This is a genomic window from Mesorhizobium sp. M0659, assembly GCF_040320605.1.
Taxonomy (GTDB): domain Bacteria; phylum Pseudomonadota; class Alphaproteobacteria; order Rhizobiales; family Rhizobiaceae; genus Mesorhizobium.
This window is the reverse complement of record NZ_JAMYPY010000003.1, coordinates 197,501-220,547: the sequence shown is the minus strand read 5'-3', so window position 1 is coordinate 220,547 and position 23,047 is coordinate 197,501. Positions and strand designations below refer to the sequence as shown.

Below are 23,047 nucleotides of genomic sequence, written 5' to 3'. Positions count from 1 at the left end.
CTTGAGAACTTCCTCAACGCAGGCCCATTTCACAGCCTGTTAAGCTTGTGCCGTTAACCTTTCTTAACAGGTCGGCGATATGGTCGGGGATGAGAGGGATCGACGATCATGAAGCCATTGCTGCGCCGATTTTTGCAAGACGAAACAGGCGCCACGGCCATTGAATATGGCCTGATCGTCGCGGTGCTTTCGCTTGCCATCGTCGGGGGTGTCGGCAAGGCCAGCAATGCGATCCAGTTTCTGTTCAGCGACAACAACAGCAGGCTCGCAAACGCCTTCGCCGAGCACTGATCCGGAGCGCCGTCACCGCCCGCCGGGGTCTTCCAGTATCGTCTTCAGCGAGACCTTCGCCGAACCCGGTTTCAAGGGCTTTTGCTGCGAGGCATCGGGCGCCCAGCCCGACATCCAGACGATGGAAAAGCTTGCTCTGATGCGGCCATCAGCGTCCGAAAAGCGTTCGGCGTAGAGTTCGGCGGCACGGGTAAAAAGCTTTCGCGCTCCCGGTCGCCGGCTGCTATCGGTCAGCGGGCTGGTTTCGCCCATCGCCCTGAGATCGGCCGTGAGGTCGAAAAGAGTATCGTAACGCGCCGTCACAGTTTCGACGTCGGCCACCGGCAGCGCCAGTCCGGCGCGCTGCAGCAATGCGCCGGCATCGCGAACATCCGTGAAGGGGATGACACGCGGGCTGGCGCCGCCATAGAGCTCGGTCTCGGCGGCGAGCAGGCTTTCGCGCAATTCGGAAAGCGTGCCGGCGCCGGCGAAAGCGCCGAGAAAAAGCCCGTCGGGCCTGAGCGCGCGGCGGATCTGCACCAGCATGCCGGGAATGTCGTTCATTGCCTGGAGCGACAGGAGCGAAACGACGAGGTCGAGGCTTTCCGGCTGGAACGGCACTGTCTCCAGCGGTGCTACCAACCCTGGCCGGCCGTCCAGAAACGCTGGATCTGCCTCGACGCGCACGATCTCCGCTGCCTTGCCGCTTGCAGCGACCACGTCCGTTGCGTCCGGCGTCTGGCAAAACAGCACCGCGGCCTTGCCGAATTTCCGCTCGACCGCGCCAAGCCGGTCGGCAAGGTCTTCCGCCGCCCGCCGCATCAGAAAATCCGCGCCGGCTACGGGGTGGGCTAGGGCCCTGCGCTTGCGCACCAGCCAAAGTTCAGTATCGATGATCGGCTGCAACGGTAGACATCCTGTTTGTCCGTCTAGTGATATCCTGGCGCGGACGACAAAACCACGTGGCCGATCCGGTGATGGAGATCAAGAGCCTCGCTCAAACCATGTTGAAACTGGCCATGTTGGACTGGCCGGCGCGGATGCTGTTCCCGCCGGTCTGTGCCGGCTGTCGCAGGCACGTCTCGCAACCCGGCGTTTTGTGCGGCGCCTGCTGGCCGAAGCTGAGGCTGCTGGAGCGGCCATGGTGCGCGGTCATGGGCACGCCATTCACCCACGATATGGGCGAGGGGTTCCTGTCGGCCGAGGCGATCGCCGATCCGCCGCCGTTCGAGCGGGCGCGGGCGGCCGTGGCCTATTCCGGTGTCGCCCGCCAGATGGTGCAAGGGCTGAAATACCAGGACCGCACCGATCTGGCGCCATGGATGGCGCGCTGGATGCTGCGCGCCGGCGCTGAGCTAATTGCAGACGCCGATGTCGTCGTACCGGTGCCGCTGCACTGGCGGCGCTTCTTTCGCCGGCAGTTCAACCAGTCGGCGGAGTTGGCAAGGGCGGTTGCGCAGCTTAGCGGGCTGCCTTTCTCGCCCTCGGCGGTCCGGCGCGTCAAGCTCACGCGCCAGCAGGTCGGGCTGGAGCGGCAGGAGCGCGAGGCCAATGTCCGCGCCGCCTTCCGTGTGCCTGCGGAAGCCGAAATCGAGATCACTGGGCGCCGCGTGCTTCTGGTCGACGATGTCTACACCACCGGCGCCACCGTGCGCTCGGTCGCCAGGGCGCTGAAGAAGGGCGGCGCCGGAGCGGTCGATGTGCTGACCTTCGCGCGTGTCCTGCCGGGGGACTTTCGGGCCGACGAGTCCGCGACTATATAAGGTCGAGGAAAGGCACGGACCGATGCTCGATGTGACGATTTACACCCGTATGATGTGCGGCTATTGCGCGGCGGCCAAGCGGCTGCTCGACCGCAAGGGCGTCGCTTACACCGAGCATGACGCTTCGTTTTCGCCGGAATTGCGCCAGGAAATGATTTCGCGGGCGCATGGCCGCTCGACCTTTCCGCAGATTTTCATCGGCGACACGCATGTCGGCGGCTCCGACGACCTCCACGAATTGGAGGCGCGGGGCCAACTGGACAGGCTGCTTGCCAACGGCTCGACGACAAAGAGCGGTTCGTAGGGCCGCTCTATGTCTTTGTTTTTATGCGATTTCGGACGGAAAACCGGTACACACTTTTCCTGGAATTGCTCAAAGAGGACGTGACGATGGGTGTTTTCAAGGCGGCGGCGATCCAGATGCGTTCGGGCGAGAGCCCCGAGCGCAACGCGGTCGATCTCGAACGGCTGGTTCGCGAGGCGGCAGGCCTCGGTGCTACCTACATCCAGACCCCGGAAATGACCGGAGCGCTGATTCGCGACAAGGAAGCCAGGGCTGCTTCCTTCACCTCGGAAGACAAGGACATCGTCGTGGCGACCGCGCGCAAGCTCGCCAGCGAACTCGGCGTCTTCTTGCATATTGGCTCTACCGCCATCCTGCGCGCCGACGGCAAGCTCGCCAACCGGGCGCTGCTGTTTGGGCCGGATGGCGCGACGCTCGCCACCTATGACAAGATCCACATGTTCGACGTCGATCTCGACAATGGCGAGAGCTGGCGAGAATCCGCCGCCTATGAGCCGGGCACCGAGGCCGTCGTCACCGAGATCGACGGCGCCAGTCTCGGCTTTGCCGTCTGCTACGATCTACGCTTTCCACAGCTGTTCCGCGCCGAGGCGATGGCCGGCGCCGACCTCTTGTCGGTGCCTGCCGCCTTCACCCGCCAGACCGGCGAGGCGCACTGGCATGTGCTGCTGCGAGCCCGTGCCATCGAGAACGGCGCCTATGTGGTTGCTGCAGCACAAGGTGGCCTGCATGAGGATGGCCGCGAAACCTATGGCCATTCGCTGATCGTCGACCCATGGGGTCGCATTATCGCCGAGGCCGTCCATGCCGCGCCGGGCGTGATTATCGCCGAGATCGACACCGCACAGTCGTCGGCCGCGCGCAAAAAAATCCCCAACCTTAGGAATGCGCGCGATTTTGCCGTCAATGCCGGCACGGCTGAAGTGCCGCGGCTGAGGGGCGCGGCTTCGTGATCCGCTTTGCCCTGATCTGCGAGCATGAGCACGAGTTCGAGGGCTGGTTTCGCAGCAATGACGATTTCGACACGCAGAAAAAGCGTGGCTTTGTCGATTGCCCGAGCTGCGGCTCACACAAGGTGCAAAAGGCGCTGATGGCGCCGGCGGTGTCCACCGCGCGCAGCCGAGAAACGATCGCGCTGGCCATGGGCGAAACCCAGAAGCAGGCGCTGGCGCAGCTGAAGGCGATGGCCGAGAAGGTGCGCGAGAATGCCGACTATGTCGGCGACAAGTTTGCCGAAGAAGCGCGCAAGATCCATTTCGGCGAGAGCGATGCGCGCGGCATCTATGGCGAGGCGACGTTGGACGAAGCCAAGAGCTTGGCCGAGGATGGCATCGATTTCATGCCGATCCCGAGCTTTCCCGAGGAGCGCAACTGAGCGATCAGCTGGCGCTATCGATCAATTTGCCAAGCAACTGAGCCAGTGCCCCCCGCTCCGTGCCGGTGAGCCCGGCGAGGATTTCATGCTCGTTGGCGACGTGGGCGGTCAGGGCCTCATCGATCAAGGCGAGACCTTTTTCGGTCAGTTGCACGACAATGCCGCGCCGGTCGTTGGGGTGCGGGCCGCGCAGGATCAGTCCGGCCTTCTCAAGCCGGTCGAGCCGGTTGGTCATGGCGCCGGAGGTCACCATCGTCGCCTCGTATAGAGCGGTCGGTGTCAGCGCGTAGGGCTGGCCGGAGCGGCGCAGCGTCGCCAGCACATCGAATTCGCCGGCCTGCAGTCCGAAACGGGCAAACAGCGGGGCGAGGCGCTCGCGGGCGATTAGCGACGAGGCTTCGTTCAGCCGCCCAAGCACCAGCATTGGCGACACCTCCAGGTCCGGCCGTTCCCGCTTCCATTGCTCCACCGCCTTTGCCGCGCGATCCATCTGTCTCACCGCTAAGTATCTTGACGTTAAGAATCTTTGTGGTATGCTACCTCAAGATACAGTTTCGACCCAGTGCCGCAAGTGAGTGACGGGACCATCCGATGAAATTTCTCTGGGAATCGGCGCTTGGCCTGCTGGTCGTCACCGGCGGCCTGCTCGGCCTGACCCTGCCGTTCGGCAAGCTGGCGACGGCTGCCGGCGTTCCGGCCATGGTCTGGGCCTTCGTCATCTCGTTCGGCGCCGGGGGCGTGCTGCTGTGCGCGTTGCTCGCGAACGGCGAGCGCATGCGGCTCACCTCGCACAGACTGCGCTATTTCTTCATCACCGCCGCCGTGTCCTACGCCGTGCCCAATCTGCTGATGTTTTCGGCTATCCCGCATCTCGGCGCCGGCTATACCGGCATCATGTTCACGCTGTCGCCGGTCATCACACTGGTGTTTTCGATCCTGCTCGGCGTTCGACGGCCAAATACGCTCGGCAGTATCGGTATCGCCGTCGGCTTCATCGGCGCGGTCATGGTGGCGGTGACTCGCGGCGAGGCCGGCCAGCCGGCCGATTTCTTCTGGGTACTGGTCGGACTTTTGATCCCGGTCAGCCTTGCCGCCGGCAATATCTATCGCACCGTCGACTGGCCCGAAGGCACCGGTCCGATCGAACTGGCCGTCGGCAGCCACCTGGCCTCGGCGACGCTGCTGCTGATCGGCATTCTCACGCTGTTCGGCCTCAGTGCCTTCGCCCCGCTCAGGGCCGTGCCGCTGGTTGTCGTGGCGCAAGTCGCTTCGGCCTCGGCGATGTTTGCCTTCTTCTTCCGGCTGCAGGCCGTGGGCGGTCCGGTCTATCTCAGCCAGATCGGCTATGTGGCGGCGGCCGTCGGCCTGTTTGCCGGAACCATCTTCCTCGGCGAGCACTACCAGTTGCTGACCTGGGCCGGCGCGGTGATCATCACCATCGGCGTGATCATCACCACCAAGGCGCAGAGCCAGAAGGCATAGGTTCTTTGTTTACGCAATTCCCTAGGCAAAGCGCTATGCGCTTTCCCGGGAAACCGCTTCACACTTTTCCTCGAACTGCTCAAGCTTAAATTTGGCTCGCGTCGAGGCGCTTCCGTAGCGCCGGCGGGGCGACGTTTCGCCAGGCCGTCCGAACGGCGCTGCGGAATGTCTGTTCGTCGCAGGCTTCGAGCATGATCGACGTCCATCCCTTTTGGCCCCAGCCGCCTGTCACGGGCCTGAAAACCGATGGCTCAGCCGCGGCCATCATCTCTTGCTGGTCGCGGTCGAGCTTGACGACAGCACGGTCGGCTTCGGGCAGCGAGACGAAGATACGGTTGCGGACGCGGAAGTCAGCCTTGCCGAAATGCGATTGCTCGACCGTTTCGGGAAGGTCGAGCGCCAGCTCTCGGGCCCTCATAGTGTCCACGGCCGCCCCTTCGTTCAGACCGATCGTTTTTCCGCCAGCACCATATAGTTGACGTCCATGTCCTTGGAGCGTGCCCAGCGGTCGGCGAGAGGATTGTAGGTCACGCCGGTACGGTCGATGATGGTCATGGCGGCGCTGCCGAGCGCCTTTTCAAGCTCTTCGGGCCGCACCAGCTTGCCGAACTGGTGGGTGCCGCGCGGCAGCCAGCGCAGCACATATTCGGCGCCGATGATGGCCAGGCCCAGGGCCTTCAGCGTGCGGTTGATGGTGGCCACGAACATGATGCCGCCGGGCTTGACCATCTCGCCGCACTTGCCGATGAACAGGTCGACATCGGCAACATGCTCGACGACTTCCATGTTGAGGACGACGTCGAATTTCTCGCCGGAATCGGCCAAATCCTCAGCGGTCGTAGCGCGATAATCCACCGTCACGCCGCCTTCGGCCGCGTGCAGCTTCGCCACCTCGATGTTGGTTGCCGAGGCGTCGGCGCCGACCACTTCGGCGCCAAGCCTTGCCATCGGCTCGCACAATAACCCACCGCCGCAGCCGATATCGAGGAAACGCAGGCCTTCGAACGGCCGCGCCGCCCGCGGATCGCGGCCGAAGCGCGCCGCCACCTGGTCCCGGATATAGGCAAGCCGGACCGGGTTGAATTTGTGCAGCGGACGGAATTTGCCGTTCGGGTTCCACCATTCCGCGGCAAGCGCGGAAAAGCGTTCCACTTCTCCGGCATCGATTGTCGATCGTCGGGCCTCTGGCATGGGGCGGGTCTCCTCGGACGCTAGGAAGTCGGGTGCCGGGGCAAGAAAGTCAAGGCCGCGTTTTTGCGACTGCTGGCTAGTCGACCTATGGCCTCGAGATCACAATCGCGGCATGTTCCATCGCAACACTTGCGGGATCGATGGCCCGCATCGCTTCGCAATCGCCGATCTCGGCCATGATCCGGCCTGCGGCGGCGAGAGCCTGCTCGCGACTTCGCCAGCGCACCACATCGACCCATCCGCCATCGTCCCGCCGCGCCAGGCAGCGGTTTACGAAACCAGGTTGCCGCGCCAGCCAGTCGGCGACCAGGTTGTTGGCGGCGGCAAAGCCCGCTTCCGCTCCAGGTTTGAGGCGAAAGGTGACGATTTCCAGGGCCTCGGTCATCTTGCGTCCAGCACGTCGCGCAATTTCGCCGCCAGCTGCTCGATGGTAAAGGGCTTGGCCAGGAAATGCACGTCATGGTCGAGCACGCCATTGTGGACGACGGCGTTCCTGGTGAAGCCGGTGGTGAAGATCACCTTCAGCTTCGGCATGCGCGCCAGCGCCTCCTCGGCGAGCTTGCGGCCATTCATCACCGGCATGACGATATCGGTGAACATGAGCGCCACACCAGGGTTGTCGCTCAGCTTTTCCAGCGCTTCCTGGCCGCTTGCGGCATGAATGACGGTGTAGCCGAGTTCGCGCATGGCATCCGTGGTGGAAGCCCGCACGCGTGGATCGTCCTCCACGACAAGGATGGTTTCGGTGACCGGCACGGCAGGATTTCCGGCTCGTTCCGAAGATATGGCGGCCTCTTCCGGGCCGAAGAAGCGCGGCAGGTAGATCCTGATCGTGGTGCCTTGGCCGGGTTCCGAGTAGATCTTGACGTGTCCGCCGGACTGTTTGACGAAGCCGAACACTTGGCTCAGCCCGAGGCCGGTGCCCTTGTCGACCGGCTTGGTGGTGAAAAATGGCTCGAAAGCCCGCTCCATGACGTCCGCCGGCATGCCGGCGCCGGTGTCGCTGACCGCGATCATCACATACTGGCCGGCTTTGACCTCGGCATGGGTGGCGGCGTAGCCCTCGTCGAGGTGGCTGTTGGCGGTCTCGATGGTCATCTTGCCGTCCTCGCCCATGGCGTCGCGCGCATTGACCGCCAGGTTGAGAATGGCATTTTCGAGCTGACTCGGATCGGCATGGGTCTTCCACAGGCCGCCAGCCAGCACGGTTTCTATGCGGATGGTTTCGCCGAGCGCCCGCCGAAGCAGGTCCGACATGCCGGTGACCAGACGATTGGCGTCTACAACCTGAGGCGCGAGCGGCTGCTGGCGCGAGAAGGCAAGCAGCCGTGACGTCAAGTTTGCGGCCCGGGTCGCCGCATCGGTCGCCGCTTCGATGAATTTCATGATGTCGTGCTCGCCCCGCGCCAGCTTGCGCTGGGCGAGGTTCATGGCGCTGATGATCACCGCCAGCATGTTGTTGAAATCGTGGGCGATACCGCCGGTCAGCTGGCCCACCGCTTCCATCTTCTGCATCTGGCGGATCTGCGATTCGGCCTTTTCACGCGTCTGAATTTCGTTGCCGAGCTCGATGTTCTTGCGCATCAGCTCTTCCTGGGCGATGGCCACTGCGCGGAAGCGGCGGCGCGAAAGGCGAACCGTGTAGGCGCCAAGCAGGAAGATCGCCAGCAGCGCCGCTATCGAGCCGATGCGCAGCCAGTTTTCGACCCGGTCGGTGTGGGCGTCGCGCGCCGCGATGGCTGCGCCGCCAATGCGCCGGATCGTGTCCATGCTGGCCCGGATCTGGTCCATGGCGGCCTTGCCCTGGCCGCTGCGGACCAGTTCCAGAGCTTTTGCCGCATCGCCGCGATCGTAGAGTGCAATCGTCTCAGCCAATTCGGCCTGGTTTTGTGAAAGCGCGTCCTTGACGTGGTTGATCTGCTGTACGAGTTCGTCGTCCGGGGCGGTCATGCCGTCGATGCGGGCAAGCTGGCCCGGAATGGCGTCGACCGCCTGCCGATAAGGCTGGAGGTAGGATTTCTCGCCGGTCAGGAGATAGCCGCGCTGGCTGGTCTCGGCCTCCTGAGCCATCGCAAGCAAACCGGAAAGCAATTCCTGATACTCGACCGCCTCGCGCGCGGCCTCACGATTGGCTCTCTGGGTCTCGACCAGCACGGCGCGTGTGCCGACGATCAACGCCAGCACGGCGAAGCCGATGAACAGCGGCAGCGATTGCCACCGCATGGCGCGTCGAAGGCGAACAATCATTCGATATGCCGGACCAAAAGGAGTTTCCCGCGGGCAGCATTTGGTAAGCGGCGGCGGGGCCGAACGCAATATGCCGCGATCCTGAAGCCGGCATCCGCCGCCAGCCTTGCGAAACCGTGATCATTTGGCTAAGGAGGCGCGCATTCAGCGGCCGGCTTCTGTCGAGCGCTTACTTCCCCTTTCGGTCCTGGGCCGGCTTCAGTCAAAGGCATTTCGCTTCCATGGCGCGCATCGTGATGAAATTCGGCGGAACCTCCGTCGCCGACATCGCCCGCATCCGCAATGTGGCGCGTCACGTCAAACGCGAGGTCGATGCCGGCCATGAGGTCGCTGTCGTGGTTTCGGCGATGGCGGGCAAGACCAACGAACTGGTTGGCTGGACGCGCGAAGCCTCGCCCATGCACGACGCGCGCGAGTATGACGCCGTGGTCGCCTCGGGCGAGCAGGTGACTGCCGGCCTGCTGGCGATCACACTGCAGAATATGGGCGTCCATGCCCGCTCCTGGCAGGGCTGGCAGATCCCGATCAAGACCGACAACGCGCATGGCGCGGCGCGCATCCTCGACATTGACGGCGCGTTCCTGATCAAGCGCTTCGGCGAGGGCCAGGTGGCTGTCGTCGCCGGCTTCCAGGGCATCGGCCCGGACAACCGCATCGCCACGCTCGGCCGCGGCGGCTCCGACACAAGCGCGGTGGCCATTGCCGCGGCGGTCAAGGCCGACCGCTGCGACATCTACACCGATGTCGACGGCGTCTACACCACCGATCCGCGCATCGAGCCGAAGGCGCGGCGGCTCAACAAGATTTCGTTCGAGGAAATGCTCGAAATGGCCTCGCTCGGCGCCAAGGTCTTGCAGGTGCGCTCGGTCGAGCTTGCCATGGTGCACAGGGTGCGTACGTTCGTGCGGTCGTCCTTCGACGATCCCGATGCGCCCGGAATGGGGGATTTGCTCAATCCTCCGGGAACGCTCATTTGCGACGAGGAAGAGATCGTGGAACAGCAGGTCGTCACCGGAATTGCCTACGCCAAGGACGAAGCGCAGATTTCTCTGCGCCGCGTCGGCGACCGCCCGGGCGTTGCCGCCGGCATTTTCGGCCCGCTGGCCGAGGCCAACATCAATGTCGACATGATCGTCCAGAACATCTCCGAGGACGGCAAGTTCACCGACATGACCTTCACCGTGCCGTCCGGCGACGTGGACAAGGCGTTGGCCGTGCTGGAGCGTCTGAAGGCTTCGATCGGCTATGACGTGGTGCAGTCGGAAGCCGGCATGTCGAAGGTTTCGGTCATCGGCATCGGCATGCGCAGCCATGCCGGTGTGGCCGCCACCGCTTTCAAGGCGCTGGCCGACAAGGCGATCAACATCCGCGCCATCACTACCTCCGAGATCAAGATTTCGATACTGATTGACGGTCCCTACACGGAACTCGCGGTTCGTACTTTGCATTCCGTGTACGGTCTGGATAAGCAGTAGCGAGAGCGATTTGAGTTGTTGCGTGTGCGCCGGTCGCAGTGGAAACTGCGGCGGGCAAAATGCCCATTGGAGAAGAAGCCGCGATGCGTGATACGGCCAGCGGCCCGCGCGTTCTGCTGAAACGGCTCCGCGAGCTCATGCAGGAGCCGCTGGAGCCGCAGGAGCGGCTCGACCGGATCGTGCGCGACATCGCCTCCAACATGGTCGCCGAGGTCTGCTCGCTCTATGTGCTGCGCGCCGATTCGGTGCTCGAACTCTATGCCACCGAAGGTCTGAACCCGAACGCCGTCCATTTGGCGCAACTGCGGCTGGGGCAGGGCCTCGTCGGCACCATTGCCGCGAGCGCGCGGCCGCTCAACCTCTCCAATGCACAGGAACATCCGGCCTTCGCCTACCTGCCGGAGACGGGCGAAGAGATCTACAATTCCTTCCTCGGCGTGCCGGTACTAAGGGCAGGGCGCACGCTGGGCGTGCTGGTGGTGCAGAACAAGACCATGCGCCACTACCGCGACGACGAGGTCGAGGCGCTGGAAACGACCGCCATGGTGATCGCCGAGATGATCGCCACCGGCGATCTCGCTCGCCTGACCCGGCCCGGCCTCGAACTCGATCTGCGCCGTCCCGTCAGCTTTACCGGCCTGTCCTTCAACGAGGGCGTCGGCCTCGGCCATGTCGTGCTGCATGAGCCACGCATCGTCGTCACCAATCTGTTCAACGAGGACAGTGAGGAAGAGGTGCGCCGGCTGGAGACGTCGCTCGGTTCGCTCAGGCTTTCCATCGACGACATGCTGGAGCGGCGCGATGTCGCCTTCGAGGGCGAACATCGCGAGGTGCTCGAAGCGTATCGCATGTTTGCCAACGACCGCGGCTGGGTGCGCCGGCTGGAAGAGGCGATCCGCAACGGCCTGACAGCGGAAGCGGCGGTGGAAAAGGTCCAAAGCGACATGCGCGCCCGCATGCTGCACATGACCGATCCTTATTTGCGCGAGAGGATGAGCGACTTCGACGATCTCGCCAACCGGCTGCTGCGCCAGCTGATGGGGCGCGGGCCTGACGACGTCGCGGCGTCACTGCCGAAGGATGCCATCCTGGTCGCGCGCTCGATGGGCGCGGCCGAACTGCTTGATTATCCCAGGGACAAGCTGCGCGGCGTGGTGCTGGAAGACGGCGCTGCCACCAGCCATGTCGTCATCGTAGCGCGCGCCATGGGCATTCCGGTCGCCGGCCAGATGAAGGGCGCCGTTTCCATGGCGGAAAACGGCGATGCCATCATCGTCGACGGCGAGGAAGGCACCATCCATCTGCGGCCGCAGCCCGACCTCGAAGCTGCCTATGCCGAAAAAGTGCGCTTCCGGGCGCGCCGGCAGGAAGTCTACCGGGAACTGCGCAAGAAGCCGTCGGTGACCAAGGACGGCGTCCAGGTCGACCTGCTGATGAATGCGGGCCTGGCCGTCGACCTGCCGCAGCTGGCCGAGGCGGGTGCCGCCGGCATCGGCCTGTTCCGCACCGAATTGCAGTTCATGGTCGCCTCGACATTCCCGCGTGCCGAGGCGCAGGAGCGGCTCTACCGCGACGTGCTGGACGCGGCGCGCGGCAAGCCGGTCACCTTCCGCACCATCGACATCGGCGGCGACAAGGTGCTGCCCTACTTCAAGGGCGCCATCCAGGAAGAAAACCCTGCGCTCGGCTGGCGCGCGATCCGGCTGACGCTCGACCGGCCGGGTCTGCTCAGGACCCAGATCCGCGCTCTGCTGAAGGCCTGCGGCGGGCGCGAACTGAAGCTGATGCTGCCGATGGTTACCGAACTCGGCGAAATCGCCCAGGCGCGCGAGATCATCGACCGCGAAGTGCGGCATCTCTCCCGCTTTGCCCACCATCTGCCGACCAGCCTCAAGGTGGGCGCCATGCTGGAAGTGCCGTCGCTGCTGTTCCAGCTCGACGAGTTGATGAAGGCGGTCGATTTCGTCTCGGTCGGCTCCAACGACCTGTTCCAGTTCGTCATGGCGGTCGATCGGGGGAACACGCAGCTCTCCGACCGCTTCGACACGCTGTCGACGCCGTTCCTGCGGGTTCTGAAGCAGATCGCCGACGCCGGGGTTCGCAACCACACGCCGGTGACGCTGTGCGGCGAGCTTGCCGGAAAACCCATTTCCGCCATGGCGCTGATCGGCCTTGGCTACCGCTCGATCTCGATGTCTCCAGCCTCGATCGGCCCGGTAAAGGCGATGCTAACCGAACTGCCATTGGAGGAATTGGAGGCTTTCTTTGCCGACAATCTGATGGCGCCGGCTCAAGGGCTGCCGATGCGGGCGCTGCTGCAGGCCTTCGCCGACGACCGCTCCATCCCGCTATAGCATTAGCCATGGTCAATCTTCCCCGCGAGCGTATGGATCAGGTCGTCAAGCGTTTCGAGATGCTCGAAGCGCAGATGTCGGCCGGCCCGGCGGCCGATGCCTATGTGAAGATGGCCTCGGAATATGCCGAGCTGCAGGACATGGTGGCCAAGGTCAGGGAACTGCGCTCAGTCGAGCGCGAGCAAGCCGACCTCGAGGCGATGCTTGCCGACAAGGGCACCGATGCCGAGATGCGGGCCCTGGCGGAGGCAGATCTGCCCGGCGTCGAAGGGCGTATCGAAGAGCTGCAGAAGGACATCCAGATCCTGCTGTTGCCCAAGGATGCGGCCGACGACAAGAACGCCATCCTTGAAATCCGCGCCGGCACCGGCGGCGACGAGGCGGCATTGTTTGCCGGCGACCTTTTTCGCATGTATGAGCGCTATGCCGCCGAACGCGGCTGGCGCTTCGAGACGGTGTCGGCCAGCGACGGCGATGCCGGCGGCTTCAAGGAAATCATCGCCACCATTTCCGGTAGGGGAGTCTTTGCCCATCTGAAATTTGAATCCGGCGTGCACCGCGTGCAGCGCGTGCCGGCGACCGAGGCCAGCGGGCGCATCCACACTTCGGCGGCGACGGTTGCCGTACTACCGGAGGCCGAAGAGGTCGACATCGACATTCGCGCCGAAGACATCCGTATCGACACGATGCGCGCCTCGGGTTCGGGCGGCCAGCACGTCAACACCACCGATTCTGCGGTGCGCATCACCCATTTGCCGACCGGCATCATGGTGGTGCAGGCGGAGAAGTCGCAGCATCAGAACCGGGCGAAAGCCATGCAGATTCTGCGTGCGCGGCTTTACGACCTCGAGCGCAGCAAGGCGGACGAGGAGCGCTCGGAGTCACGCAAATCGCAGGTTGGTTCGGGCGACCGTTCGGAGCGCATCCGCACCTACAACTTCCCGCAGGGCCGCCTTACCGACCATCGTATCAACCTGACGCTCTACAAGCTCGACCGGGTGATGATGGGCGAGCTCGATGAGGTCATCAATGCGCTGATCGCCGACCATCAGTCGAAGCTGCTCGCCGATATTGGCCTCGATGGCTGACATGTTGCCCGGCGCGCTCGGGCCGTTGTTGCGGGTGGCGCGGGAGCGGCTTGCCGCAGCCGGCCTTTCCGACCCGGCGCTGGATGCCAGGCTTATCGTCGAGCATTTTTCCCGCACGGACCGTACGCAGGCGATCGCCGACCCGCAACGGACGGTCGATGCGGGTGCGGTTGCCGCAATCGGCGCTGCTCTGCAGCGCCGCATGGCCGGCGAACCGGTTCACCGCATCCTCGGGTTTCGCGAGTTTTACGGCCTGCGGCTGTCGCTGTCGCCGGAAACGCTGGAGCCGCGGCCGGACACCGAAACGCTGGTCGAGGCGATCCTGCCTTTTGCCGGCGCGACGGCCGAAAGGCTGGGGGAATGCCGTATCCTCGATCTCGGCACCGGTACCGGCGCGATTGCGCTGGCGCTGCTCAGCGCGGTTCCGGCCGCGACCGCCACCGGGGTCGATATTTCACAAGACGCGCTGGCAACCGCGATACGCAATGCCGAGCAACTCGGACTCGCCGGCCGGTTCGTGGGGCTGCAGTCTGACTGGTTCGAAAAAGTTTCGGGCCGATACCATGTAATTGCCGCAAACCCTCCCTATATATCGTCTAGAGACATTGGAAATCTGCAGGACGAGGTCCGCGATTTCGATCCGCACAGAGCCCTTGATGGCGGTGTGGACGGTCTTGGCCCCTACAGGATCATCGCCGCCGAGGCGGCAAAGTTTCTGGAAGCAGAAGGCAAGATAGCGGTCGAGATCGGCCACACGCAGCGCAATGAGGTCAAAGACATATTCGCGGCAGCCGGCTACAGGCTGGCCGGGGCATTTGTCGATCTTGGCGGAAACGACAGGGTTCTTATGTTTGAACAGGGAAAGCCTTGACGCAGTGCAAAAAAAGCGCTTGGCAATGCCGGGGAATGCGGCTAGGGTCCGCCCTAACCGGATGAGACGAAGCAGGCAGTGCTCTTAGCGATTCGGTTTTCCTTGGAAATAGCTGCCTTCTTGCGCAAACGACGCCCAAGCTTCGTGCGGGAATCGTCCGGCAAGTGATGTAACCGGAACAGGATGACACGTGGCGCCAACGCAATTGATGCGGGCGAACGCCGGTGAAGAAACGAAACGGCTGGCTGCATGAGCGCCTCCGTTCGCGAAACGTTTTTCGAAAATTTCAAAATGAAGAGAGTCTTATGAGGCCACAACAGCAGAACAGGCGCATGCGCGGTCGCAACAACAATGGCGGCGGCGGTGGCAACAACAATAACAACAACAACAACCGCAAGGGCCCAAATCCCCTGACGCGCAACTACGAGAGCAACGGCCCGGACGTGAAAATCCGTGGATCGGCTCAGCAGATCGCCGAAAAATACGCCACTCTGGCCCGTGATGCCCAAAGCTCCGGCGACCGGGTTATGGCGGAAAATTACCTCCAGCACGCCGAGCACTACAACCGCATCATTGCCGCCGCACAGGCGCAGATGCCGATCCAGAATGCCCCGCAGAACCGCGACGAATTCGACGACGATGAAGATCGCGACGATTTTGACAATGCCGGCAGCGGCAATGGCGGCGAGACTCAAGCGCCGATGGCGAACCACGGCAACGGTCCGCAGCCGACGATTGAGGGCACGCCGGCCGAACTCGCATACGGCCAGGAAAACGGCCGCGAGAACAACAGTGGCCGTGACAATAATGGCCGTGACAATAATGGCCGCAACAACAACGGCCGCGACAACAATGGCCGCAACCGTGACCGCCGCCCCAATGGCGGCTATGGCCAGAACGACCAGCGTGGCGACTTTGCCCAGCGTGGCGAGCAGAACGGCCAGCGCGGCGACCAGCAGCGCTTCACCGAAACCCCGGCACAGGCGGAAACCGTTTCCGCGGTTGAGCCCGAAGCCGAGAGCGGTTTCTCCGAGCCGGCGCCGCTGTACGAAAACCTGTCGCCGGCGGCTCTTGCCGCCCGGGCCGAACTCAATGAGGCAGCCGCCGAGAGCGGCGCTGCCCGTCGCCCGCGGCGTCCGCGCCGCCCGCGCAACAATGCCGATCAGGTCGGTGACGAACAGTCTGGTGGTGGCCAGGTGGTGGATGGCGCCGGCGAGACCGCTGCCGCTATTGACGTGGTGGATGCGGCGCCGGCCGAAAGCCCTGCCGGCGACCCGTTCGCCGTCGACGCCAACAACTGACCCATAAGACATAAGTCGATGAAACGGCGGAGAGAAATCTCCGCCGTTTTCGTTTGCTCGGCCATGCAATATCATCAGCCGGACGTCTTGAGCGGCAATGGCTTGCGCCCCATATCTGGCGTGAACTGGACCCGGCTCGGATGAGCGGGTCCGTCACCGCAATCTGATCCGGTGCCGCAAAGCGGGCCGGTGATGGAAGGAGACAGATATGAACCTCGAGAAATACTCCGAGCGCGTCCGCGGATTCATTCAGTCCGCCCAGACCATGGCGCTCTCGCGCAATCACCAGCAATTCACTCCCGAACATATGCTGAAGGTCCTCGTCGATGACGACGAGGGGCTGGCCGCCTCGCTGATCGAGCGCGCCGGCGGCAACGTGCGCGACGTCAAGCTTGGCGTCGAGACCGCCCTTGAGGCCATGCCCAAGGTGGAAGGCGGCAACGGCCAGCTTTATCTGGCGCAGCCGCTGGCCAAGGTGTTTTCGACCGCCGAGGAATTGGCCAAGAAAGCCGGCGACAGTTTTGTCACGGTCGAGCGGCTGCTGCAGGCGCTGGCGATGGAGAAGTCGGCCAAGACGGCCGATATCCTGTCCAAGGCCGGCGTCACAGCGCAGGCGCTGAACCAGGTGATCAACGACGTCCGCAAGGGCCGTACCGCCGATTCGGCGAGCGCCGAGCAGGGCTATGACGCGCTGAAGAAATACGCGCGCGACCTCACCGCCGATGCCCGCGCCGGCAAGCTCGACCCTGTGATTGGCCGTGACGACGAGATCCGCCGCACCATCCAGGTGCTGTCGCGGCGTACCAAGAACAACCCGGTGCTGATCGGCGAGCCGGGCGTCGGCAAAACGGCGATCGCCGAAGGTCTGGCGCTGCGCATCGTCAATGGCGACGTGCCCGAATCGCTGAAGGACAAGCAGTTGATGGCGCTCGACATGGGCGCGCTGATTGCCGGCGCCAAATATCGCGGCGAGTTCGAGGAGCGGCTGAAGGCCGTGCTCAACGAAGTCACCTCGGCGGCCGGCGGCATCATCCTGTTCATCGACGAGATGCACACGCTGGTCGGCGCCGGCAAGGCCGATGGCGCCATGGACGCTTCGAACCTGTTGAAGCCGGCGCTGGCGCGCGGCGAACTGCACTGCGTCGGCGCGACCACGCTCGATGAATACAGGAAGCATGTCGAGAAGGACGCGGCCCTTGCCCGCCGGTTCCAGCCGGTCTTCGTCAACGAGCCGTCGGTGGAAGATACCGTGTCGATCCTGCGTGGCCTGAAGGAGAAGTACGAGCAGCACCACAAGGTGCGCATCTCGGATTCGGCGCTGGTCGCGGCGGCGACCTTGTCCAACCGCTACATCGCCGACCGTTTCCTGCCGGACAAGGCGATCGACCTTGTCGACGAAGCCGCGTCGCGGCTGAGGATGCAGGTCGATTCCAAGCCCGAGGCGCTGGACGAAATCGATCGCCGCATCATGCAGCTCAAGATCGAGCGCGAGGCACTGAAGGTCGAGAAGGACGAGGCGTCAAAGGACCGGCTCGCGCGTCTCGAAAAGGAACTCGTCGGCCTCGAGGAGGAATCGACCGAGATCACCGCCAAATGGCAGTCGGAGAAGCAGAAGCTTGGCCTCGCCGCTGACCTCAAGAAGCAGCTCGACGCGGCCCGCAACGACCTCGCCATTGCCCAGCGCAAGGGTGAATTCCAGCGCGCCGGCGAGCTTGCCTATGGCAAGATCCCGGAACTGGAAAAGAAGCTGAAGGAAGCCGAAGCCCAGGACGGCAAAGCCGGCATGGTCGAAGAGGTGGTCACGCCCGACCACGTCGCCCATATCGTGTCGCGCTGGACCGGCATTCCGGTCGACAAGATGCTGCAGGGCGAGCGCGACAAGCTGCTGCGCATGGAAGACGAGATCGGCAAGCGAGTCGTCGGCCAGGGCGAAGCGGTACAGGCGGTGTCCAAGGCCGTGCGTCGTGCCCGGGCCGGGCTGCAGGATCCGAACCGGCCGATCGGCTCGTTCATGTTCCTCGGACCGACCGGCGTCGGCAAGACCGAACTGACCAAGGCGCTGGCCAATTTCCTGTTCGACGACGAGAGCGCTATGGTGCGCATCGACATGTCGGAATACATGGAGAAGCACTCGGTCGCCCGGCTGATCGGAGCGCCTCCCGGTTATGTCGGCTATGAGGAAGGCGGTGCGCTGACCGAAGCGGTGCGGCGCCGGCCCTATCAGGTCGTGCTGTTCGACGAGATCGAGAAGGCGCATCCGGATGTCTTCAACGTGCTGTTGCAGGTGCTCGACGACGGGCGGCTGACCGACGGGCAGGGCCGCACGGTCGACTTCCGCAACACGCTGATCGTCATGACGTCGAACCTCGGTGCCGAATATCTGGTCAATCTCGGCGAAGAGCAGGACGTCGATGCCGTGCGCGACGAGGTTATGAGCGTGGTGAGAGCCTCGTTCAGGCCGGAGTTCCTCAACCGCGTCGACGAGGTGATCCTGTTCCACCGGCTGCGCCGGCAGGATATGGGCCGCATCGTCGAGATCCAGCTCAAGCGGCTGGAAAGCCTGCTCGCCGACCGCAAGATCACACTGTCGCTCGACCAGGATTCGATCGACTGGCTGGCGGCGAAGGGCTACGACCCGGCCTATGGCGCGCGGCCGCTGAAGCGGGTGATGCAGAAGGACCTGCAAGATCCGCTGGCGGAAAAAATCCTGCTTGGCGAGATACTCGACGGCTCGACCGTCAAGGTCACGGCCGGCTCCGACCGGTTGAATTTCCGGTCCAGGCCCACTGTGGTGCCGACCGACGCGGCAGCCTGATCCAACGCCGCGCGTCCGACCGGACGCGCGGCATTTTCTTATGAAACAACAATCCTTTGACGGGGGTGCAGATGACGCTGGACGACTACAACAGCTTCTGCGCCTCGCTGCCGCAGACGACGCATGTCGTGCAGTGGGGCGGGGCCGATGTCTGGAAAGTCGGTGGCAAGGTCTTCACCATCGCCGGCCATGACCGGGAGGGTGGCGTCTTCGTCACCTTCAAATGCTCTGAAATGGCTTATGACGTGCTGAAGGATCAGCCCGGCTGCCGGCCGGCGCCCTATCTCGCCTCGCGCGGCATGAAATGGATCCAGCGTCAGACAAGCCAGAGCATGGATGATGATGCGCTGAAGGACTATCTCGGCGAAAGCCACCGCCTCGTCGTCCTCAAGCTGACGAAGCAGACGCGCAAGGAATTGGGCCTGTAGCAACCAGTAATCCGCCATCTTCATGCCCGGTTCATGTTGGAAAGCTTATGTTGTGGTTTGCTGGCGAAGGGGTTTGCCTGCAGGCTTTTGACGATCAGGGCGTTCCTTGCGCATCCAAACGGTGGCGAGAACGTTCTGGTGGGAACACTGCCGGGCGGCGGCAATTACGCATGACCCCGAAAATCGAAATTCGATTTTCGGAAAGGATCATGCGCAGACATGAAGTGTTACAGCGTCCTTTGCGCGTCCAAACGGACGCGCGGCGCTGTAAGTACCGGAGAGTTTGACCACCATGTTCCGCACGATCCTTGCCTTTTCGGTGCTCGCCGCCGGGCTGCTCACGTCCAGCGCCATGGCATCGCCGACTGTGGACAACGCACTGCCGGCCGTCCGCGCCGCCGATAGCGGCGGCATTGTGCTTGCCCAGGACGGCAATCTCGACATCTATTACGACGCCAGGGGCAACCGCGTCATCGTCGATGCCGAGACCGGCAAGGTCATCGCCATCCAGCCGCCGCAGACCAGGCTCGACCGCCGCGCGCTGCGCCGGGAAATGCGGGCACGTGAGCTTGGACGCGCACCGGTCGAAGACGACGACCGCTACTATCTCGACGATCCCGAAGACATGGCGCGTTTCCGCCGCAGGCAACTGGACGATCAGGGACGAATCCCCGGCCCGCCGGTTGATGAATACGATCCTGAAAGCGACAGATTCCTGGGGGCCGCTCCGCAGGATGATGCCAATGACAGCGACACCTATCCGGAAGCGCCGAAATCCGCTGAACCGCGGCCCGTCAAGCGCCAGCCGCTGAACGAAGCCTCAATCGATCCCGCCGAACCGGCGGCGCCCGCCGGCCAGGCCGCGCTGCCGCCGAAAGCCGGTGGCAAGACCGTGGTCGATCCCTCGCTTTCACTCGGCGCACGCCAGGATGTAGCCGCCTTGCAGGTGCTGCTCGACCGCGCCGGCGCTTCACCCGGCGTCGTCGACGGGCGCTTCGGCTCCAATGTCGACAAGGCGCTTGCCGCCTATAACCAGATCACCGGCAGCAATCTGCGCTCGACCGACGCGGTCGGCATCCAGGCTGCGCTGGCGCAGACCGGTGGCGATGCTTTCGCCAATTATACGATCACGCCCGAGGACGCGGCCGGGCCTTATGTCGCCTCGATACCGGAGGATTACAGCCAGAAGGCGCAGCTCGACCGCATGGCTTACACCTCCGTCACCGAAGCCTTGGCCGAACGGTTCCACATGGACGAGAACTACCTGAAGGGGCTCAATCCCGAGGCCGACTTCAGCCGTCCCGGCACCATCATCAAGGTCGCCAATTTCGGCAGGCTCGTGGCGACGCCGGTTGCCCGCATCGTCGCCGACAAGGACAAGAAGCAGGTGTTCGCCTATGACGCCGGTGGCAAGCTGGTCGCGGCCTATCCGGCCACCATTGGTTCAGCCGACACGCCCTCGCCGACCGGCACTCATACGGTGTCGCGCGTCGCGCTCGATCCGAACTACACCTACAACCCCAGCATCAATTTCAAGCAGGGCCAGAACGACAAGATCCTGACCATCCCGCCGGGTCCGAACGGCCCGGTCGGCTCGGTGTGGATCGCGCTGGACAAGCCGACCTATGGCATTCACGGCACGCCCGATCCCTCCAAGATCGGCAAGACCGAAAGCCATGGCTGCGTGCGCCTGACAAATTGGGATGCGCGTGAACTGGCCAAGCTGGTGTCGCCGGGCGTCACCGTCGAGTTCGTCGGCGGTCCCTCGGCCGATGATGTTGCGGAGCAAGTGAGCGCTCCAGCGCAGTGATATCGGCCTGCCCTTAAGGCAGGCCGATATCCAAAGCTGGATTCATGAGCGCAGGGTGCTGGCTGGTTGTTGCCGGCCCGCAACAAGTCTAAGCAGACGCTCATGAAGTCTCCGAGCGAAGCCGCAGCCGTTCCCCTGACCAGGTCGCTTTCCAACGGTACATTTTGCCCGCAGTCGCAGCGCAAGTTCGTGCTGGTAGCGGCGATCCTGGCGTCAGCGCTCGGCTTCATCGACGGGTCGATCCTGGCCATTGCCATGCCGGCAATGCGCGTCGACCTCGGCGCCAGCCTGGCCGAGGTCCAGTGGATTTCCAACGCCTATGCGCTGACGCTGTCGGCGCTGATTCTGGCCGGCGGCGCCGCCGGCGACCGGTTTGGCCTCAGGCGCGCCTTCGTTGCCGGCATTGCGCTGTTCATCGTCGCTTCGCTGGCCTGCGCGGTGGCGCCGAATGCGCTGGTGCTCATCGCCTTTCGCGCCATTCAGGGCATTGGTGCGGCGATCATGGTGCCGGGCAGCCTCGCCATCATCGCCAAGGCCTATCCGAAGAAGGAGCGCGGCCGGGCGATCGGCATCTGGGCCGCCGCCTCGGCGCTGACGACTGCGCTCGGTCCGGTGCTCGGCGGCTTCGTTCTGTCGGCCTTTGGCGGCGGTATCTGGCGGGCGATCTTCGCCGTCAACCTGCCGCTCGGGCTGATCTCGATCTATCTCCTGCTGGCCAAGATTCCCGCCGACGCGCCGACGGAGAAGCGAAGCCTCGATCTCGGCGGCGCCGCTCTCGCCACGCTTGCCTTCGGGGCGCTTGCCTACGGACTGACCTCGATGAGCGCCGAAGGCAGCGGGCTGATGTCGGGGCCGAGCATCGCCGCAGGCGCCGTGCTGCTTATCATCTTCATCGTCTTCGAGCTTCGGCAGCGCGAGCCGATGATCGATCTCAAGCTGTTTCGGATGGGCGCCTTTGCCGGCGCCAACCTCGCCACCTTCTTCCTGTATTTCGCCCTGTCGGCCAATCTGTTCTACCTGCCGATGCTGTTGATCGCCGGATGGGGGCTGAGCACCAAAGAGGTCGGTTTCATCTTCCTGCCGCTGTCGGCGTCGATCGCGCTGCTGTCGGGTCTCGTCGGCCAGTGGTCGGATCGCATCGGTCCGCGTTTTCCGATCGCCAGCGGCTGCCTGGTGGTTGCCATCGCCTTTGCCGGGCTGGCTTTGCTCACTCATGCCGGCATGCACAATTTCTGGACCGGTATCTTTCCGCTGATGGCCGTGATGGGGCTCGGCATGGCGCTGGTGGTGTCGCCGCTGTCGACGGCGGTCATGACCGCGGTCGAGGACAAGGATACCGGCGCCGCTTCCGGCATCAACAATGCGGTTTCGCGCATTGGCGGGCTGATTGCTGTGGCGGCGATGGGCTCGCTCGCGGCCTGGGTCTATTCGACGATGCTCGATACCAGCGCTAGGCCGGGCATTCCGGGATTCGGCGAACCGGCATTGGCCGGCCTGGCGCCAGACCTTGATGCAACACGGCTCGCCGCCAGCGATGCGGCGTTCGCGGCCGTGTCGACAGTGACGGCCGTGCTTTGCCTGCTTGCCGCTATTATCGCCTGGGCCACCGTTTCGGGGCAAAAGCTGCCTTGGTCACGAGCCGAAGAGGAGCAGTCGACCTGATTCGGAGCCGACCCGATTCGGAATGCTCTGATGGGGCGATTATGATTCGCCGGCGTCGAGTGTGACGGCTTAAAGCGCGTCGCGCTGAAACGGATTCATACGACGCGCTTTAAGTGTTTGTTTTGAGGCATGTCGTTGTCCCAGAACCGCGGCACACTTCTGGGCGACATGCATTAGCCTTCGATCTTGGCGCTCGCGACCTTCAGCGGATTGCTGTCTTCCTGCTTGAGCAGTTCATCGATGCGCTCGCGCTCGCGCTTGAAAGCGACCAGGTCGTCGCCCTTCAGCACCTTGCCGACCGGCAGGCGCACGCGCATCGGGTCGACCTTGGTGCCGTTGACGATCAGCTCGTAGTGAAGATGCGGGCCGGTGGAGAGGCCGGTCTGACCGAGGAAGCCGATGGTCTGGCCCTGGCGGACATGAACGCCCGGTTCGATGCCTTTGGCAAAGGCGCTCTGGTGATTGTAGGAGGTCTCGTAGCCATTGGCATGGCGGATGATGATCTGTTTGCCGTAGCCGCCGGCCCAGCCGGCCTTTTCGATGGTGCCGTTGCCGGCGGCGATGATCGGCGTTCCGATCGGCGCCGCCCAGTCGACGCCGGTATGCATGCG

The 23,047-nt window shown here is 63.9% G+C and carries 22 protein-coding genes (1 of these 22 only partly in view); 15 read left to right on the top strand and 7 right to left on the bottom strand.

What is annotated here, in order from left to right:
* The first annotated feature begins 108 nt into the window (after positions 1 to 108).
* Complete coding sequence (locus NKI31_RS06490) at positions 109 to 291, top strand: Flp family type IVb pilin (protein ID WP_023672984.1); 183 nt, start codon at positions 109 to 111, stop codon at positions 289 to 291.
* Between the two features lie 12 nt (positions 292 to 303).
* Here NKI31_RS06490 and NKI31_RS06485 read toward each other — a convergent pair whose 3' ends face one another.
* Positions 304 to 1,176: a methyltransferase domain-containing protein gene (locus tag NKI31_RS06485; protein ID WP_352650882.1), complete on the bottom strand. Its 873-nt coding sequence runs from the start codon at positions 1,174 to 1,176 to the stop codon at positions 304 to 306.
* A gap of 71 nt (positions 1,177 to 1,247) precedes the next feature.
* Between NKI31_RS06485 and NKI31_RS06480 the strand changes: the two genes are divergently transcribed.
* The 4 genes from NKI31_RS06480 to NKI31_RS06465 all read left to right on the top strand — a co-directional run bounded on the left by NKI31_RS06480 (position 1,248) and on the right by NKI31_RS06465 (position 3,712).
* Positions 1,248 to 2,033: a ComF family protein gene (locus NKI31_RS06480; RefSeq protein WP_196814971.1), complete on the top strand. Its 786-nt coding sequence runs from the start codon at positions 1,248 to 1,250 to the stop codon at positions 2,031 to 2,033.
* Between the two features lie 22 nt (positions 2,034 to 2,055).
* A complete protein-coding gene (gene grxC / locus NKI31_RS06475) occupies positions 2,056 to 2,337 on the top strand; it encodes a glutaredoxin 3 (RefSeq protein ID WP_023672982.1) in 282 nt (93 codons plus the stop codon).
* Positions 2,338 to 2,423: 86 nt separating this feature from the next.
* Positions 2,424 to 3,290, top strand: coding sequence for a carbon-nitrogen hydrolase family protein (locus tag NKI31_RS06470; RefSeq protein WP_352650880.1), 867 nt, complete (start codon positions 2,424 to 2,426; stop codon positions 3,288 to 3,290).
* Positions 3,287 to 3,712, top strand: a complete 426-nt coding sequence (locus NKI31_RS06465) for a DUF1178 family protein (protein WP_023701430.1) — start codon at positions 3,287 to 3,289, stop codon at positions 3,710 to 3,712. The genes NKI31_RS06470 and NKI31_RS06465 overlap by 4 nt, the downstream gene beginning before the upstream one ends.
* Positions 3,713 to 3,716: 4 nt before the next feature.
* Here NKI31_RS06465 and NKI31_RS06460 read toward each other — a convergent pair whose 3' ends face one another.
* A complete protein-coding gene (locus NKI31_RS06460) occupies positions 3,717 to 4,202 on the bottom strand; it encodes a MarR family winged helix-turn-helix transcriptional regulator (RefSeq protein ID WP_023672979.1) in 486 nt (161 codons plus the stop codon).
* Positions 4,203 to 4,303: 101 nt separating this feature from the next.
* On the opposite strand from NKI31_RS06460, the gene NKI31_RS06455 reads away from it, so the two are divergent.
* Positions 4,304 to 5,194, top strand: coding sequence for a DMT family transporter (locus NKI31_RS06455; protein ID WP_352650878.1), 891 nt, complete (start codon positions 4,304 to 4,306; stop codon positions 5,192 to 5,194).
* A gap of 85 nt (positions 5,195 to 5,279) precedes the next feature.
* Here the strand turns inward: NKI31_RS06455 and NKI31_RS06450 are convergent, their stop codons facing one another.
* The 4 genes from NKI31_RS06450 to NKI31_RS06435 all read right to left on the bottom strand — a co-directional run bounded on the left by NKI31_RS06450 (position 5,280) and on the right by NKI31_RS06435 (position 8,608).
* Positions 5,280 to 5,612, bottom strand: a complete 333-nt coding sequence (locus tag NKI31_RS06450) for an MmcQ/YjbR family DNA-binding protein (protein ID WP_023685781.1) — start codon at positions 5,610 to 5,612, stop codon at positions 5,280 to 5,282.
* A gap of 23 nt (positions 5,613 to 5,635) precedes the next feature.
* A complete protein-coding gene (gene ubiG / locus NKI31_RS06445) occupies positions 5,636 to 6,385 on the bottom strand; it encodes a bifunctional 2-polyprenyl-6-hydroxyphenol methylase/3-demethylubiquinol 3-O-methyltransferase UbiG (RefSeq protein ID WP_023672976.1) in 750 nt (249 codons plus the stop codon).
* 85 nt (positions 6,386 to 6,470) lie between these two features.
* A complete protein-coding gene (locus tag NKI31_RS06440) occupies positions 6,471 to 6,770 on the bottom strand; it encodes an antibiotic biosynthesis monooxygenase family protein (protein ID WP_352443928.1) in 300 nt (99 codons plus the stop codon).
* Complete coding sequence (locus NKI31_RS06435; protein WP_502899105.1) at positions 6,767 to 8,608, bottom strand: CHASE3 domain-containing protein; 1,842 nt, start codon at positions 8,606 to 8,608, stop codon at positions 6,767 to 6,769. The genes NKI31_RS06440 and NKI31_RS06435 overlap by 4 nt, the downstream gene beginning before the upstream one ends.
* Positions 8,609 to 8,853: 245 nt before the next feature.
* On the opposite strand from NKI31_RS06435, the gene NKI31_RS06430 reads away from it, so the two are divergent.
* The 9 genes from NKI31_RS06430 (at position 8,854) to NKI31_RS06390 (ending at position 22,436) form a co-directional block, all read left to right on the top strand.
* Positions 8,854 to 10,107, top strand: coding sequence for an aspartate kinase (locus NKI31_RS06430; RefSeq protein WP_023685777.1), 1,254 nt, complete (start codon positions 8,854 to 8,856; stop codon positions 10,105 to 10,107).
* Positions 10,108 to 10,190: 83 nt separating this feature from the next.
* Entirely contained in the window at positions 10,191 to 12,461 is a 2,271-nt protein-coding gene (gene ptsP, locus NKI31_RS06425; RefSeq protein ID WP_023693992.1) for a phosphoenolpyruvate--protein phosphotransferase, read from the top strand.
* An 8-nt stretch (positions 12,462 to 12,469) separates the two neighbouring features.
* Positions 12,470 to 13,549 carry a peptide chain release factor 1 gene (gene prfA / locus NKI31_RS06420; protein WP_031198877.1) on the top strand — a complete coding sequence of 360 codons (1,080 nt, stop codon included), beginning with the start codon at positions 12,470 to 12,472 and terminating at the stop codon, positions 13,547 to 13,549.
* Positions 13,542 to 14,420 (top strand): peptide chain release factor N(5)-glutamine methyltransferase, encoded by an 879-nt coding sequence (prmC, locus tag NKI31_RS06415; protein ID WP_023804566.1) that lies wholly within the window; start codon positions 13,542 to 13,544, stop codon positions 14,418 to 14,420. The genes prfA and prmC overlap by 8 nt, the downstream gene beginning before the upstream one ends.
* Positions 14,421 to 14,725: 305 nt before the next feature.
* Complete coding sequence (locus tag NKI31_RS06410; RefSeq protein ID WP_023748456.1) at positions 14,726 to 15,721, top strand: DUF4167 domain-containing protein; 996 nt, start codon at positions 14,726 to 14,728, stop codon at positions 15,719 to 15,721.
* A gap of 208 nt (positions 15,722 to 15,929) precedes the next feature.
* The gene (clpB, locus tag NKI31_RS06405; RefSeq protein ID WP_023672968.1) at positions 15,930 to 18,536 is read left to right on the top strand and encodes an ATP-dependent chaperone ClpB; all 2,607 of its coding nucleotides are present in this window, start codon (positions 15,930 to 15,932) and stop codon (positions 18,534 to 18,536) included.
* Positions 18,537 to 18,607: 71 nt separating this feature from the next.
* Positions 18,608 to 18,964: an MmcQ/YjbR family DNA-binding protein gene (locus NKI31_RS06400; protein WP_023685771.1), complete on the top strand. Its 357-nt coding sequence runs from the start codon at positions 18,608 to 18,610 to the stop codon at positions 18,962 to 18,964.
* A 292-nt stretch (positions 18,965 to 19,256) separates the two neighbouring features.
* Entirely contained in the window at positions 19,257 to 20,774 is a 1,518-nt protein-coding gene (locus NKI31_RS06395; protein ID WP_023698976.1) for a L,D-transpeptidase family protein, read from the top strand.
* A 102-nt stretch (positions 20,775 to 20,876) separates the two neighbouring features.
* Positions 20,877 to 22,436 carry an MFS transporter gene (locus NKI31_RS06390; RefSeq protein WP_352650872.1) on the top strand — a complete coding sequence of 520 codons (1,560 nt, stop codon included), beginning with the start codon at positions 20,877 to 20,879 and terminating at the stop codon, positions 22,434 to 22,436.
* A 173-nt stretch (positions 22,437 to 22,609) separates the two neighbouring features.
* Here NKI31_RS06390 and NKI31_RS06385 read toward each other — a convergent pair whose 3' ends face one another.
* A protein-coding gene (locus NKI31_RS06385) for a M23 family metallopeptidase (protein ID WP_023686664.1) crosses the window boundary here: on the bottom strand, positions 22,610 to 23,047 show its 3' portion. The gene runs 1,533 nt beyond the window's last position; only the last 438 of its 1,971 coding nucleotides appear in the window; its start codon lies off the right edge, out of view; its stop codon occupies positions 22,610 to 22,612.

Coding starts and splice junctions, on each gene's coding strand:
- NKI31_RS06455 (WP_352650878.1), top strand. CDS start 4,304: ATGAAATTTCTCTGGGAATCGGCGCTTGGCCTGCTGGTCGTCACCGGC.
- NKI31_RS06395 (WP_023698976.1), top strand. CDS start 19,257: ATGTTCCGCACGATCCTTGCCTTTTCGGTGCTCGCCGCCGGGCTGCTC.
- ubiG (WP_023672976.1), bottom strand. CDS start 6,385: ATGCCAGAGGCCCGACGATCGACAATCGATGCCGGAGAAGTGGAACGC.
- grxC (WP_023672982.1), top strand. CDS start 2,056: ATGCTCGATGTGACGATTTACACCCGTATGATGTGCGGCTATTGCGCG.
- NKI31_RS06430 (WP_023685777.1), top strand. CDS start 8,854: ATGGCGCGCATCGTGATGAAATTCGGCGGAACCTCCGTCGCCGACATC.
- NKI31_RS06470 (WP_352650880.1), top strand. CDS start 2,424: ATGGGTGTTTTCAAGGCGGCGGCGATCCAGATGCGTTCGGGCGAGAGC.
- prfA (WP_031198877.1), top strand. CDS start 12,470: ATGGTCAATCTTCCCCGCGAGCGTATGGATCAGGTCGTCAAGCGTTTC.
- NKI31_RS06400 (WP_023685771.1), top strand. CDS start 18,608: ATGACGCTGGACGACTACAACAGCTTCTGCGCCTCGCTGCCGCAGACG.
- NKI31_RS06440 (WP_352443928.1), bottom strand. CDS start 6,770: ATGACCGAGGCCCTGGAAATCGTCACCTTTCGCCTCAAACCTGGAGCG.
- NKI31_RS06450 (WP_023685781.1), bottom strand. CDS start 5,612: ATGAGGGCCCGAGAGCTGGCGCTCGACCTTCCCGAAACGGTCGAGCAA.
- clpB (WP_023672968.1), top strand. CDS start 15,930: ATGAACCTCGAGAAATACTCCGAGCGCGTCCGCGGATTCATTCAGTCC.
- NKI31_RS06460 (WP_023672979.1), bottom strand. CDS start 4,202: ATGGATCGCGCGGCAAAGGCGGTGGAGCAATGGAAGCGGGAACGGCCG.
- NKI31_RS06390 (WP_352650872.1), top strand. CDS start 20,877: ATGAAGTCTCCGAGCGAAGCCGCAGCCGTTCCCCTGACCAGGTCGCTT.
- NKI31_RS06480 (WP_196814971.1), top strand. CDS start 1,248: ATGGAGATCAAGAGCCTCGCTCAAACCATGTTGAAACTGGCCATGTTG.
- NKI31_RS06435 (WP_502899105.1), bottom strand. CDS start 8,608: ATGCGGTGGCAATCGCTGCCGCTGTTCATCGGCTTCGCCGTGCTGGCG.
- NKI31_RS06410 (WP_023748456.1), top strand. CDS start 14,726: ATGAGGCCACAACAGCAGAACAGGCGCATGCGCGGTCGCAACAACAAT.
- NKI31_RS06490 (WP_023672984.1), top strand. CDS start 109: ATGAAGCCATTGCTGCGCCGATTTTTGCAAGACGAAACAGGCGCCACG.
- prmC (WP_023804566.1), top strand. CDS start 13,542: ATGGCTGACATGTTGCCCGGCGCGCTCGGGCCGTTGTTGCGGGTGGCG.
- ptsP (WP_023693992.1), top strand. CDS start 10,191: ATGCGTGATACGGCCAGCGGCCCGCGCGTTCTGCTGAAACGGCTCCGC.